This window comes from Mesorhizobium sp. ESP7-2 (assembly GCF_020164715.1).
Taxonomy (GTDB): domain Bacteria; phylum Pseudomonadota; class Alphaproteobacteria; order Rhizobiales; family Rhizobiaceae; genus Mesorhizobium.
The window spans coordinates 253,447-266,835 of the sequence record NZ_JAIUGQ010000003.1; the positions used below are offsets into that span (position 1 = coordinate 253,447).

General features: G+C 63.6%; 10 protein-coding genes. 7 read left to right on the forward strand and 3 right to left on the reverse strand.

Annotated elements, in window-relative coordinates; all coding sequences use genetic code 11:
- Positions 1 to 32: 32 nt before the first annotated feature.
- The 3 genes from glmS to LB543_RS05370 all read right to left on the reverse strand — a co-directional run bounded on the left by glmS (position 33) and on the right by LB543_RS05370 (position 4,308).
- Positions 33 to 1,856 (reverse strand): glutamine--fructose-6-phosphate transaminase (isomerizing), encoded by a 1,824-nt coding sequence (gene glmS, locus LB543_RS05360; RefSeq protein WP_140757588.1) that lies wholly within the window; start codon positions 1,854 to 1,856, stop codon positions 33 to 35.
- A 201-nt stretch (positions 1,857 to 2,057) separates the two neighbouring features.
- Positions 2,058 to 3,434: a bifunctional UDP-N-acetylglucosamine diphosphorylase/glucosamine-1-phosphate N-acetyltransferase GlmU gene (gene glmU / locus LB543_RS05365; RefSeq protein WP_140808663.1), complete on the reverse strand. Its 1,377-nt coding sequence runs from the start codon at positions 3,432 to 3,434 to the stop codon at positions 2,058 to 2,060.
- A gap of 127 nt (positions 3,435 to 3,561) precedes the next feature.
- Positions 3,562 to 4,308 (reverse strand): cytochrome c biogenesis CcdA family protein, encoded by a 747-nt coding sequence (locus LB543_RS05370; protein WP_140808665.1) that lies wholly within the window; start codon positions 4,306 to 4,308, stop codon positions 3,562 to 3,564.
- Between the two features lie 170 nt (positions 4,309 to 4,478).
- Here LB543_RS05370 and LB543_RS05375 point away from each other — a divergent pair, with 170 nt between their 5' ends.
- The 7 genes from LB543_RS05375 (at position 4,479) to LB543_RS05405 (ending at position 13,235) form a co-directional block, all read left to right on the forward strand.
- Complete coding sequence (locus tag LB543_RS05375) at positions 4,479 to 4,856, forward strand: hypothetical protein (RefSeq protein ID WP_140808667.1); 378 nt, start codon at positions 4,479 to 4,481, stop codon at positions 4,854 to 4,856.
- 353 nt (positions 4,857 to 5,209) lie between these two features.
- On the forward strand, positions 5,210 to 7,846 hold the full coding sequence (gene topA / locus LB543_RS05380; protein ID WP_224613317.1) for a type I DNA topoisomerase: 2,637 nt from the start codon (positions 5,210 to 5,212) through the stop codon (positions 7,844 to 7,846).
- A gap of 6 nt (positions 7,847 to 7,852) precedes the next feature.
- Entirely contained in the window at positions 7,853 to 10,159 is a 2,307-nt protein-coding gene (rnr, locus tag LB543_RS05385; RefSeq protein ID WP_224613318.1) for a ribonuclease R, read from the forward strand.
- Entirely contained in the window at positions 10,159 to 10,593 is a 435-nt protein-coding gene (locus LB543_RS05390) for a DUF983 domain-containing protein (RefSeq protein WP_181178409.1), read from the forward strand. Before rnr ends, LB543_RS05390 begins: the two co-directional genes overlap by 1 nt.
- A 73-nt stretch (positions 10,594 to 10,666) precedes the next feature.
- Complete coding sequence (locus LB543_RS05395) at positions 10,667 to 11,407, forward strand: NUDIX hydrolase (protein WP_140757595.1); 741 nt, start codon at positions 10,667 to 10,669, stop codon at positions 11,405 to 11,407.
- Between the two features lie 78 nt (positions 11,408 to 11,485).
- Positions 11,486 to 12,664, forward strand: a complete 1,179-nt coding sequence (locus tag LB543_RS05400) for an MFS transporter (protein ID WP_140757596.1) — start codon at positions 11,486 to 11,488, stop codon at positions 12,662 to 12,664.
- Positions 12,665 to 12,776: 112 nt separating this feature from the next.
- On the forward strand, positions 12,777 to 13,235 hold the full coding sequence (locus LB543_RS05405; protein WP_224613319.1) for a hypothetical protein: 459 nt from the start codon (positions 12,777 to 12,779) through the stop codon (positions 13,233 to 13,235).
- Positions 13,236 to 13,389: the final 154 nt, after the last annotated feature.

Here is a 13,389-nt window from a genome sequence, read left to right on the forward strand (position 1 = left end):
TCGGCTCGACCTCTCAATTTGGGAGGCAAAACTTACTCCACCGTCACCGATTTCGCCAGATTGCGCGGCTGGTCGACGTCGGTGCCCATGAACACGGCGGCGAAATAGGCGAGCATCTGGATCGGCAGCGCGTAGATGATCGGCGAGATGATTTCCGGCACATCCGGAAGCACGATCGTCTCCATCGTCTTCACGCTCACCTGTGCCGCGCCCTTGGCGTCGGTGATCAGGATGATCTTGCCGCCGCGAGCCGCTACTTCCTGCATGTTGGACACGGTTTTCTCGAAGATGCGGTCGTGCGGCGCAATGACGATGACGGGCATGTTCTCGTCGATCAGCGCGATCGGCCCATGCTTCAACTCGCCCGCGGCATAGCCCTCGGCATGGATGTAGGAGATTTCCTTGAGTTTTAGCGCGCCTTCCATGGCCAGCGGGAAATTGGTGTCGCGGCCGAGGTAGAGCACATCGGAGTAGCGCGATATCTCACGCGCGACCCGCTCGATCTGCTCTTCGAGCTTCAGCACCTGGTTGGCATAGCGCGGCGCTTCGGAGAGCTCCCGCACCAGGGTTTTCTCCTGCTCTTTCGAGATCGTGCCGCGTGCCACGCCCGCCCGCACCGCGAGCGAGGCCAGTACTGAGAGCTGGCAAGTAAAAGCCTTGGTCGAGGCGACGCCGATCTCGGGGCCGGCCAGCGTCGGCAGCACGACGTCGGATTCGCGCGCCATGGTCGATTCGCGCACGTTGACGACGGCGCCGATCTTCATGCCGGCCTTGCGGCAATAGCGCAGCGAAGCCAGCGTATCGGCGGTCTCGCCCGACTGCGAGATGAAGAAGGCGGCATCGCTGGCCGACAGCGGCATCTCGCGGTAGCGGAATTCCGACGCGACATCGATATCGACCGGGAGCCGCGCATAGCGCTCGAACCAGTATTTGCCGATCAGGCCGGCGAGATAGGCAGTGCCGCAGGCCGAGATCGCCAGCCGGCCAATCCTTGCGAAATCGAACGGCAGATCGAGCGGTTTGGAGACGCCGGAGACGAAATCCACATAATGAGCCAGCGTGTGCGAAATCACCTCGGGCTGCTCATGGATCTCCTTCTCCATGAAATGGCGGCGATTGCCCTTGTCGACCATGAAGCTGGTCGACAGCGACTGCTGGCGCTTGCGGTCGACCGTTTTGCCGTCGATGTCGAAGATGGCGACGGCGTCGCGGCGAACCACCGCCCAGTCGCCGTCCTCGAGATAGGTGATCGAATTGGTGAACGGAGCGAGCGCGATCGCGTCCGAGCCCAGGAACATCTCGCCATCGCCATGGCCGACGGCCAGAGGCGGACCGTTGCGGGCGCCAACGATCAGGTCCTCGTCGCCCTTGAACATGATCGCCAGCGCAAAAGCGCCTTCCAGCCTCTTCAGCGCCTTGTGCGCCGCCTCGACCGGATTCAGCCCCTTGGCGAGTTCGCGCGCCACCAGATGCGCCACGACTTCTGTGTCGGTCTGCGACGAGAAAGAATAACCGTCGCGGATCAGTTCGTCGCGCAGTTCGGCGAAATTCTCGATGATGCCGTTATGGACGATGGCGACGCCGTCGGAAAAATGCGGGTGCGCATTGGCCTCATTGGGCACGCCGTGGGTCGCCCAGCGTGTATGGCCGATACCGATCGTGCCGTCGAGCGGCTCATCCTTGAGCCGGCGTTCGAGGTTGACCAGCTTACCCTCGGCACGGCGGCGGCCGAGCTCGCCCTTCTCGATGGTGGCGACGCCTGCCGAGTCATAACCGCGATATTCGAGCCGTTTCAGCGCATCGACGATGAGCGGCGCAACCTGCGAGCGGCCGACGATTCCAACAATACCGCACATGCAGACAGTCCCCGATTGCCCATGGAAAACCAGCGTTATTTTAGGGGTAGCCGGCCCGCCGCGAAAGTCACATTGCATTTCGTCCGGTGTAACGGACGCTTGCGCACGCATGCACTATGACAGACCGCTCTTGCAATCCGGTTACTGCAATCGTTCGGTTTTTCGATTGCTCCAACAAGAAAGCAGACCTGTCGACTATCGCTAATGGTCGGCGCCGGCAGCCTTCTTCTTTGCCGCCGCCGCGGAAGCAAGCCGTTCGCGCAGCTCCTTCCCCTTGCCGGGGATCGTTTTCTGGCGAGCCCGGCCGAAGGCCAGCGCTTCGTCGGGTACACTTTCGGTGATGACACTGCCCGAGGCGATATAGCCGCCATTGCCGATGGTGATTGGCGCCACGAGCGAGGAATTGGAGCCGATGAATGCGCCCTCGCCGATGTCGGTGAAGAATTTCGAATAGCCGTCGTAGTTGCAGGTGATGGTGCCGGCGCCGATATTGGCCCTGGCGCCAACGCGCGCGTCGCCAATATAGGTCAGGTGGTTGACCTTGGCGCCCTCCTCGATAACGGCCTGCTTGACCTCGCAGAAATTGCCGACCTTGGCCTTGGTCCTGAGGTCGGCACCTGGCCGCAGCCGCGCGAACGGCCCGACATCGCAATTGGACCCGATAGTGGCCCCTTCGATATGGCTGAAGGCGTGAATCTTGGCGCCATTGGCGATCTTCACACCTGGGCCGAACCAGACATTCGGCTCGACGATCGTGTCGGCGCCGATTTCGGTGTCGTACGAGAAATAAACCGTCTCGGGGGCAATCAGGGTCACGCCCGACAGCATCGCCGCATGGCGTCGGCGCTGTTGCCAGATGGCTTCGGCTTGCGCAAGTTCGGCGCGATTGTTGATGCCGAGCGCACTTTCGAAGCTGGCTTCGGTGGCAACGACATCGAGACCCTGTGCACTGGCGATCTCGACAATGTCGGTTAGATAATACTCGCCCTTGGCATTCTTGTTGCCGACGGCGTCGAGCAGTTTCAGCGCGTGCGCGCCGGCCACCGCCATCGTGCCGGCATTGCAGAAACCGATTTTCTTCTCCTCTTCGGAGCAGTCTTTTTCCTCACGGATGGCAATCAGCTTGCCGCCCTTTTCGATCAGCCGACCATAGCCGGTCGGATTGGGTGGGCGGAATCCGATCACCACGACGGCGGCACCTTCCGCCAATCTCAGCCGCGCCACCATCAGGGCATCCGCATCGATCAGTGGCGTGTCGCCAAACATCACGAGGACGTCGTCATAACCCTTTGATATCGCTGCGCGGGCAGCGATAACGGCATGCGCCGTACCCAAGCGCTTTTCCTGCACGAAGGTCTCCGCCTTCGGCGCAAACTTCGCCGCCGCCTTGCGCATCTCATCGGCGCCGTGCCCGATGACCAGCGCCTGGCCGCTCGCACCAGCGGCCTCGGCCGCCTTCACCACATGGGCGACCATCGGCAGCCCCGCGATCTGGTGCAGCACCTTCGGCAGCGCGCTCTTCATGCGCGTGCCTTCGCCGGCGGCGAGGATGACGGACAGGCAGGATCTCTGGCTCATGGAAAGGCAACCATATGAAATGCGTTGGGAATCACGACAGGATAGCAGTGGCCCCATGCTGCACCAATGCGGTTAAATTCCGGTGAGATCGGCGGGAGGAAGAGCAACTGGCTTTTAATCAGTAGGCCTACCCCAGCCGCCCCAGCACCGGGAAATTCTCCAGCAGCCAGTAGGACACCGTCTGCACGCCGCCGGTGAGGAAAAACACGCCGGCGACCACCAGCAGCGCGCCGATCGCCTTTTCGACACGGCCGAGATGCACGCGGAATTTGCCGAGGAAGCGCATGAAGGCGCCGGAGAACAGCGCGGCGATCAGGAACGGGATGCCCAGCCCTAGCGAATAGGCGGCGAGCAGCAGCGCGCCCTCGCCCACGGTTTCGCGCCCGCCGGCCAGCGTCAGGATTGGCCCCAGTACCGGGCCGATGCAGGGCGTCCAGCCGAAGGCGAAGGCAAGGCCCATGACATAGGCGGCGACGGCGCTGGCCGGCTTGCCCTGCGACTGGAAGCGCGCCTCGCGTGACAACAGCGGAATGCGCAGAATGCCGAGGAAATTCAGGCCCATCAAGATGATCAGCACGCCGGCGCCCATCGCCAGCGGCTCCTGCCAGACGCGCAGCAGCCGGCCGATGGTCGAGGCGCCGGCGCCGAGCGCGACGAACACGGTCGAAAAGCCGAGCACGAATGCGATCGAGGAATAGAGCAGCGCACCGCGTGCGCCCTGACTTGCGGTCGCGCCCGCATTGCCGCGGAAATCGTCGACCGATATGCCGGCCATGTAGCAGAGATAGGGCGGCACCAGCGGCAGCACGCATGGCGACAGGAACGAGATGGCCCCCGCCCCGACCGCGCTGACATAGCCGATGTCCAATGCCATTTCCGAAGCTCCGACTGTTTGGCGTTCGATATAGCGGCACGCGGGTTTGTCCGCCAATCACCATCGTGTGGCAAGTCATCGCGGGCGGGGAAGAAAGCATCCGCGCAGGACGTTGATACAACGAGGCGCGATTTCCCGCGCGCCTTTGAATATCAGCCACGGAGATTTCCATGAAAACGATAACCGCAGCGCTGGCCGCGCTTCTGCTCAGCACCGCCGCCTCCTTTGCCGCAGAGGCGTGGAAGGAAGCCGAGGTCGGCGGCACCAAGATTTATACCGATGCCAAAGGCATGACGCTTTACACCTATGACAAGGACGAGAAGGGCAAGAGCAATTGCTACGACAAATGCGCCGCCAACTGGCCGGCGCTGAAGGCCAAGGCCGGCGCCAAGTCCGACAGCGAATGGAGCGTTGTCGATCGCACCGACGGCACCAAGATGTGGGCCTATGACGGCAAGCCCGTCTACACCTTCATCAAGGACAAGAAGGCCGGCGACATGAGCGGTGATGGCGTCGCCGGTGTCTGGCACGTCGTCAAGGCCAACTAGGCCTGCCCTGCTCTCCGCCTGCCGTCGGCAAGCTGGTCGCCGCATTCCTCCACGCAGCCGGCGGCCAGCATCGATCGGCGGCATTGCCCAGCGAGGCATTGAACGGCTTTCCACGACTCGGCCGGAGTTTGAAGCAGTCGTTTTCCGCCGACTCCCGACCTCCGTCGTCCCTGACCGAAATTCTGTGATCTTCTCCATACACTCTTAGAGTGTATTGCTGCCGGCGCCCCCGCAATTTGGCTTCTTCCCCTTGACCGGATGCAAAAGCGCGGCCATGTGAGCGACAAACAGAAACGAGATTTCGTCGCGCGCAGCGGAATTCTTCTGGCGCATTACCGCAGATAAGAGACCTCATGGACGTCGTCGTCGTCGAATCGCCGGCCAAGGCAAAGACAATCAACAAATATCTGGGCAGGAACTACAAGGTTCTGGCCTCGTTCGGCCATATCAGGGATTTGCCGGCCAAGGATGGCTCGGTGCGTCCGGACGAAGACTTCGCCATGTCCTGGGCGGTCGACACCGCGTCCGGCAAGCGTCTCGCCGACATCGCCAAGGCGGTCAAGGATGCCGACGGCCTGATCCTCGCCACCGATCCGGATCGCGAAGGTGAAGCGATCTCCTGGCATGTGCTGGAGGTGCTGAAGCAGAAGCGTGCGCTGAAGGACAAGCCGGTCAGCCGCGTCGTCTTCAATGCCATCACCAAATCGTCGGTGCTGGAGGCGATGGCCAATCCGCGCCAGATCGATGCGCCGCTGGTCGACGCCTATCTGGCCCGCCGCGCGCTCGACTACCTCGTCGGCTTCACGCTGTCGCCGGTGCTGTGGCGCAAATTGCCGGGCGCCCGTTCGGCCGGCCGCGTCCAGTCGGTGGCGCTGCGCCTGGTCTGCGACCGCGAATCCGAGATCGAGCGCTTCATCCGCGAGGAATACTGGCAGATCGCTGCCATCCTCGGCACACCGCGCAACGAGACTTTCGAAGCCCGCCTGACCGCATTCGAGCGCAAGAAGCTGCAAAAGCTCGACATTTCCAACAAGGCGCAGGCCGACGACATCAAGGCGATGCTCGAAGGCGCTACCTTCAAGGCGCTGTCCGTCGAAGCCAAGCCGACCAAGCGCAACCCCGGTCCGCCCTTCACCACCTCGACGTTGCAGCAGGCCGCCTCGTCGGGCCTCGGTTTCTCCGCCACGCGCACCATGCAGGTGGCGCAACGGCTCTATGAGGGCATGGAGATCGGCGGCGAAACCACCGGCCTGATCACCTATATGCGAACCGACGGCGTGCAGATGGCCCCCGAGGCGATCGATGCCGCTCGCGATGCCATCGCAAAGGAATTCGGCCCGAAATACCTGCCGGAAAAGCCGCGCCAATACACCACCAAGGCCAAGAACGCCCAGGAAGCGCATGAAGCCATCCGCCCGACGGATTTCATGCGCACCCCGGCGTCGGTCAGGCAATATCTCGATGCCGACCAGATGCGGCTCTATGAGCTGATCTGGAAGCGCGCAATCGCCAGCCAGATGCAGTCGGCCGAGATCGAGCGCACCACCGTCGAAATCGAGGCGCTGAACGGCGCCCGCACCGCCGAACTTCGCGCCGTCGGCTCGGTCGTCCGTTTTGACGGCTTCATCGCCGCCTACACCGACCAGAAGGACGACGACGCCGAAGACGAGGAAAACCGCCGCCTGCCCGAAATCCGCGCCGGCGAGCAGCTTGCCCGCCGCGCGATCAATGCCACCCAGCACACCACCGAGCCGCCGCCCCGTTATTCGGAGGCGTCGCTGATCAAGAAGCTGGAGGAGCTCGGCATTGGCCGTCCGTCGACCTATACGGCGATCCTGAAGACACTCGAGGACCGCGACTATGTCACGATCGACAAGCGCCGGCTGGTGCCGCAGGCCAAGGGCCGCCTGCTGTCGGCCTTCCTCGAAAGCTTCTTCGAGCGCTATGTCGAGTACGACTTCACCGCATCGCTGGAGGAAAAGCTCGACGAGATCTCCGACGGCAAGCTCGCCTGGAAGGACGTGCTGCGCGATTTCTGGAAGGATTTTTCGGGCGCCGTCGCCGACATCAAGGAGCTGCGCGTCACCGATGTGCTCGATGCGCTCAACGAGGAACTGGCGCCGCTGGTTTTCCCCGCCCGCGAGGACGGCTCCAATCCGCGCATCTGCCCGAAATGCGGCACCGGCAATCTGTCGCTGAAGCTCGGCAAGTTCGGCGCCTTCGTCGGCTGCTCGAACTATCCGGAATGCTCCTTCACCCGCCAGCTCGGCGACGCCGCCAATCCCAATGGCGAGAATGGCGGTGGCGAGGACGGCACCAGGGTGCTCGGCAAGGATCCTTACACGGCCGAGGAAATCACGCTGCGCTCGGGCCGCTTCGGCCCCTATATCCAGCGCGGCGACGGCAAGGAAGCCAAGCGCTCGAGCCTGCCCAAGGGCTGGACGCCTGAATCCATCGATCATGAGAAGGCGCTCGCCTTGCTGGGGCTGCCGCGCGACGTGGGCAAGCATCCCGAAAGCGGAAAGATGATCTCGGCCGGGCTCGGCCGCTACGGTCCGTTCGTGCTGCACGATGGCACCTATGCCAATCTCGACAGCATCGAGGACGTGTTCTCGATCGGCCTCAACCGTGCCGTCACCGTGATTGCCGAGAAGCAGTCGAAGGGCAAGGGCGGCCGCAACGGCGGCACACCGGCAGCCCTGAAGGAGCTCGGCGACCATCCGGACGGCGGCGGCAAGATCGTCGTGCGCGACGGCAAATACGGCCCTTACGTCAATTTCGGCAAGGTCAACGCCACGCTGCCCAAGGGCAAGGATCCGCAATCGGTGACGATCGAGGATGCGCTGGCGCTGATTGCCGAGAAGGAAGCCAAGGGCGGCGGCGGCAAGAAACCGTTCCGCAAGGCTGCGGCGGCCAAGGCGCCCGCAGCCAAGAAAACGGCGGCCAAAAAGCCGGCTGCGAAGAAGCCGGCCGCAAAGAAGAAAGGATAGGACGGCGTGGCGCGCAGGATCACCGGACGAAGCCACGGCGATCCGCGCACCGCCGACACCCGGGCCAAGGTCAAGGACGACTACCGGCCCTCGCGTGACGAAATCCTGCGCTACATCGCCGAAAACCCCGATCGCGCCGGAAAGCGCGACATCGCCAAGGCGTTCGCGCTGCGCGGCGACGACCGCATCTGGCTGAAGGATCTCCTGCGCGACTTGCAGGACGAAGGCGTTCTGACCAAGGAGCGCAAGCGGCTGGCCCGGGTCGGCGCCCTGCCCCATGTCGCCGTGCTCGACATTTTTGGCCGCGACGCCGATGGTATCTTGCTGGCGCATCCGGCCGAGCCCGTTGGTCCGGGCGAACCTCCCGTGGTCTCGATCCGCGTTTCGCGTGGGGGCAACGGACCGGCGCCAGGCATTGGCGACCGCGTGCTGGCCAAGACGTTTCCGACCGATGATCCATCAGGCCCCGCCTATACCGGCCGGGTGATGAAGATCTTCGAGAAGCGCGCGGACGCCGTCCTCGGTGTCTTCCGCGTGCTTCAGGACGGCACTTTCCGCATCGAGCCGGTGGAACGGCGCCAGCCGGAATTGATCGTCGACAAGGAATTCCAGAACGGCGCCAAAAATGGCGACCTGGTCGAGGTCGAGCCCGCGCGCGCCTCGCGCTATGGGCTGCCGCGCGCCAAGGTGCTCAACGTGCTGGGTTCGCTGACCAGCGAAAAGGCGGTCTCGATGATCGCCATCCACGCGCATGACATTCCGCACATTTTTCCGGCCGACGTCATCGCCGAATCCGAGGCGGTGAAGCCGGCGACGCTTGCCCATCGCGAGGATTGGCGCGACCTGCCGCTGGTCACCATCGATCCGGCCGACGCCAAGGATCATGACGACGCCGTCTTCGCCACGCCTGACCTCGACGAGAAAAATCTCGGCGGCTTTATCGCCACCGTCGCGATCGCCGATGTCGCCACCTATGTCCGCTATGGCACCGCGCTCGACCGCGAGGCACTGAAGCGCGGCAATTCGGTCTATTTCCCGGATCGCGTCGTGCCGATGCTGCCCGAGCGCATCTCCAATGATCTCTGCTCGTTGCGTGAGGGCCAGGATCGGCCGGCTCTGGCGGTACGCATGACCTTCTCCGCCGACGGCCGCAAGATCAGGCATTCCTTTCACCGCGTCATGATGAAGTCGGCGGCCAAGCTCGCCTACAGCCAGGCCCAGGCAGCGATCGACGGCGTGCCGGACGACAAGACCGGCCCGATCCTCGACACCGTGCTCAGGCCGCTGTGGGATGCCTATGCGATCCTCAAGCGCGGCCGCGACAGCCGCCAGCCGCTCGAGCTCGACCTGCCGGAGCGCAAGATCCTGCTCAAACCGGATGGCACGGTCGACCGCGTCATCGTGCCGGAGCGGCTCGACGCCCACAAGCTGATCGAAGAATTCATGATCCAGGCCAATGTCGCGGCCGCCGAAACGCTGGAGGGCAAGAAGCAGGCGCTGGTCTATCGCATCCACGACGCGCCGTCGCTGGCCAAGCAGGAATCGCTGCGCGAATTCCTGCAGACGCTCAGCCTGTCATTGGCGCGCGGCGCCCAGATGCGGCCCAGCCAGTTCAACGGCATCCTGGAGCGCGTGCGCGGCGCCGACAACGAGGCGCTGGTCAACGAAGTGGTGCTGCGCTCGCAGAGCCAGGCCGAATATTCACCCAAGAACATCGGCCATTTCGGCCTCAACCTCAGGCGTTACGCGCATTTCACCTCGCCGATCCGCCGCTACGCCGACCTGATCGTGCATCGCGGGCTTATTGCCGCGCTCGGCCTCGGTCCAGGCGGACTGACGCAAGATGAGGAGTCTCGCCTCGATGACGTCGCCGTGCTGATCTCCGGCACCGAACGGCGCGCAATGGCCGCCGAGCGCGACACGGTCGACCGGCTGATCTCCGCCTATCTCGCCGAGCGCATCGACGACCGCTTCGACGCCCGCATCTCCGGTGTCACCAAATCAGGACTTTTTGTCCAATTGCCGCAGTATGGCGCCGATGGTTTCATCCCTGTGTCAACTCTGGGCGGCGATTACTATATATACGACGAAACGGCCCGCGCCCTGTTCGGAGAACGCTCGGGCAAAGGCTACCAGCTCGCTGATCGTGTCGAGGTCCGGCTCGTCGAGGTGGCGCCGATGGCCGGGGCGATGCGCTTCGAGATGTTGACCGACCCAAAGCCCCTGCCAGGCTCCAGCAGGTCGTTTCACAAGGCCAAGGGCCGCGCCCGTGCGTCGCAATCGCGACCGGGGTCGCGCGGCAGGAGACGATGATGGAACAACAGGTTTTTGGTGGCGAACATCACTCGGGCCGGATTGCCCGCCCATTGTGGACGGCGATGAAGCGCGGTCTGCTAGGCCGCTGCCCGAATTGCGGCGAAGGCAAGCTCTTCCGCGGCTTCACCAAGACCGTCGAAACCTGCAGCGTCTGCGGCGAGGAGGTTCATCACCATCGCGCCGACGATCTGCCCGCCTATCTCGTCATCGTCATCGTCGGCCACATCGTTCTCGGTGCCTTCATGGGCGTGGAAGCGACCTCGACGCTCTCCACCTGGCAGCACATTGCCATATGGGTGCCCTTGACCATCCTTCTGTCGGTTGCACTGCTGCAGCCTGTCAAAGGCGCCGTCATCGGACTGCAATGGGCGTTCTATATGCACGGATTTGGTGGCGAAAAGGATGTGATCGAGCCGCATCCTGGGGCCTGAGGTATTGGCTGGCGCAACATGCCAATCGTTAAGGCCACTTTCGCATGCAAGAAGTTTCCGCTAGGTCCTGCGCATGGAAGCTATGACCAAGGCGGATGCCGACAAGCTCGACAAGGGTCTTGCCACGCATGGCGGCCGGCCCTTGCGTCCGCGTGACGCCGCGACCCTGATCCTGCTCGACCGCAAGGGCGACGACGTCCTGGTGCTGATGGGACGCCGCCATGCCGGTCACGCCTTCATGCCCGGGAAATTCGTCTTCCCCGGCGGCCGCACCGACCCTGCCGACAGCCGCATCCCGACGGCGACGGCACTTAACCAGCACGAAGAAGCCAAGCTGACGGCCGGCCCCGGCCGCACCAGTCACGCCCGCGCCCGCGCCATTGCTTTGTCGGCGGTCCGCGAGACCTACGAGGAAGCCGGCCTGCTGATCGGCCGCAAAGGCGCCTTTGCCACGACCAGGCGCGACTGGCAGGGTTTCGTCGAACATGGCGTGGCACCGTCGCTGGAGGCATTGCGCTTCGTCGCGCGCGCCATCACCCCGCCGAACCGGGTGCGCCGCTTCGATACCCGCTTCTTCAGTGCCTGGCGTGGCGACGTCGCCATCGAATTGCCCGATGGCGGCCCGACCAACGAACTGGAGGAACTGGTCTGGCTGCCGCTCGCCAAGGCCAAGCAGGCTGACATACCCGACATCACCCGAATGATCCTGGACGAGCTTGAAAAGCGGCTCGCCAATGATCCACTGCTGCGTCCGGGCGGCCCTGTCCCCTTCTACAGGCTTGTCCGCAACCGCTTCACCCGCGAACTTCTCTAGAGCAATTCCAGGAAAAGTGTGACGCGGTTTTCCGTCCGGAATTGCGTAAGATCAAACAGACAGAGTATTCAGCATCTCATGACGGTCGATACCCAACCAAAGGGCGACGAACGCGTACACTGGCTGCCGATGGTGGCGGCGATCTCGTCGATCAGCGTCGTCGGCATTGCCATCGGCCTCGGCATGCCGCTGCTCAGCGTCATCCTGGAAACACGCGGCCATTCGGCCTCGATGATCGGTCTCAACACGGCCGTCGCCGGTCTCGCCTCGATCGCCGGAGCGCCGCTCGCCACGCCGCTCGCCATGCGCTTCGGCGTCGCCTGGACCATGATCGCCATGATCGCCGCCGGCGCGCTGGCCTTCGTCGGTTTCCATTTCGCGCCCGATTTCTGGATGTGGTTCCCGCTGCGCATCGTGCTGCACATCGCGCTGACCGTGCTGTTCATCCTGTCCGAATTCTGGATCAGCACGTCGGCGCCGCCACACCGGCGCGGCCTCGTGCTTGGCATCTACGCCACCGTCCTGTCGCTCGGTTTTGCCGCGGGGCCGTGGCTGTTCGCCCACCTCGGCAGTTCCGGCTTCAGGCCGTTCGGCGTCATCATCGCCCTGGTGACGTTGGCCGCCATACCGGTGCTGGCCGCGCGCAACGAAAGCCCCACGATCGTGGCGAACAGCGAAACCAGCCACTTCCTGCGCTACATCTGGCTGGTGCCGACCGCGACTTTCGCCGTGCTTGTGTTCGGCGCGGTCGAGACCGGCGGCTTCGCGCTGTTCCCGGTCTACGGCAATCGCATCGGCTACTCCGAGGCCGATGCGGCGCTGCTGCTGACCATGATCGGCCTTGGCAATGTGCTGCTGCAGATCCCGATCGGCATGATCAGCGACCGCGTCACGGACCGGCGCTATCTGCTGCTCGCCTGCGCCGCGGTCGGTCTCGCCGGCACGATGTTCATGCCGTTCTTTGCCGCGAACTGGCACTTGATGGCTGCCCTGCTTTTCGTTTGGGGCGGTTTCGTCGCGGCCATGTACACGATCGGGCTTGCCCATCTCGGTTCGCAGCTTTCAGGCCATGAACTGGCGTCGGCCAATGCCGCGTTCGTACTATGTTACGGCGTCGGCATGGTGCTTGGCCCGCAGGCGATCGGCATCGGCATGGACAGTTTCGGGCCTTCCGGCTTTGGCTGGTCGCTCGGCCTGTTCTTCGCCGCCTACATCGCCCTGGTCTGCTTCAGGCTCGTCCGCAAGATCCTCCTGTAGAGCCCAACCAATCGTTTATCGGCACTGTGCAGCGGCAGGCTGCTGACAGAACCGTGTCAGCAGCCACCGGTTAAAAGGGTGTCCTAAAACACCCTGAACCGAGGACACTCCGATGATCGACAGCGGCTTTGAAACCACTTCGCTGCGAATGACGCTCCTGCTGCTCGTCAGCTTCCAGGCTCCGGCTGCCGACGTCGACCGCATCATGGATGCGGTGGTGGCGATCGCACCGCTCGCCATGGGCAAGTATGACCGCAATGCGTATCAGTCGGCGCATGGCATCGAGCGCTACAGGCCGCTGGAAGGGGCCGCGGCCGGCGCCGAGACCGAATTGCACCGCCGCCCGGGCACGGTCGAGGTTTCATTCGAATTGCCTGATGACCAAGCGCTGGCAGCCCGCGTCGCCGAGGCGATTTTCCAGGCGCATTCCTATCAGGAGCCGGTGATCCGCATCCAGCCGATCCTTGCCAGCCGCTCCAAGGGGCTGGACGACCGCGCCAATCCGAATCGCTGGTGGAACACCACCGGAGACTGGAAGAGGGTTGCGGTATCAGAGCTGGAAACCGCCTGATTTATGTTCCCAGCCTCCTTTGGCTGGCGATAAAAACCGGACAACTCATGTGCTATCTAATCCGGACAACTCATGTGCTTACGACACACAGGGGACGCCGGGCTTGACTTTCCAGGCACGTTCTTTATGTGTCGCGCCAAGTTTCCCGCGTCCG

Coding starts and splice junctions, on each gene's coding strand:
- LB543_RS05405 (WP_224613319.1), top strand. CDS start 12,777: ATGATCGACAGCGGCTTTGAAACCACTTCGCTGCGAATGACGCTCCTG.
- glmS (WP_140757588.1), bottom strand. CDS start 1,856: ATGTGCGGTATTGTTGGAATCGTCGGCCGCTCGCAGGTTGCGCCGCTC.
- glmU (WP_140808663.1), bottom strand. CDS start 3,434: ATGAGCCAGAGATCCTGCCTGTCCGTCATCCTCGCCGCCGGCGAAGGC.
- LB543_RS05375 (WP_140808667.1), top strand. CDS start 4,479: ATGAAAACGATAACCGCAGCGCTGGCCGCGCTTCTGCTCAGCACCGCC.
- topA (WP_224613317.1), top strand. CDS start 5,210: ATGGACGTCGTCGTCGTCGAATCGCCGGCCAAGGCAAAGACAATCAAC.
- LB543_RS05370 (WP_140808665.1), bottom strand. CDS start 4,308: ATGGCATTGGACATCGGCTATGTCAGCGCGGTCGGGGCGGGGGCCATC.
- LB543_RS05395 (WP_140757595.1), top strand. CDS start 10,667: ATGGAAGCTATGACCAAGGCGGATGCCGACAAGCTCGACAAGGGTCTT.
- LB543_RS05390 (WP_181178409.1), top strand. CDS start 10,159: ATGGAACAACAGGTTTTTGGTGGCGAACATCACTCGGGCCGGATTGCC.
- LB543_RS05400 (WP_140757596.1), top strand. CDS start 11,486: ATGACGGTCGATACCCAACCAAAGGGCGACGAACGCGTACACTGGCTG.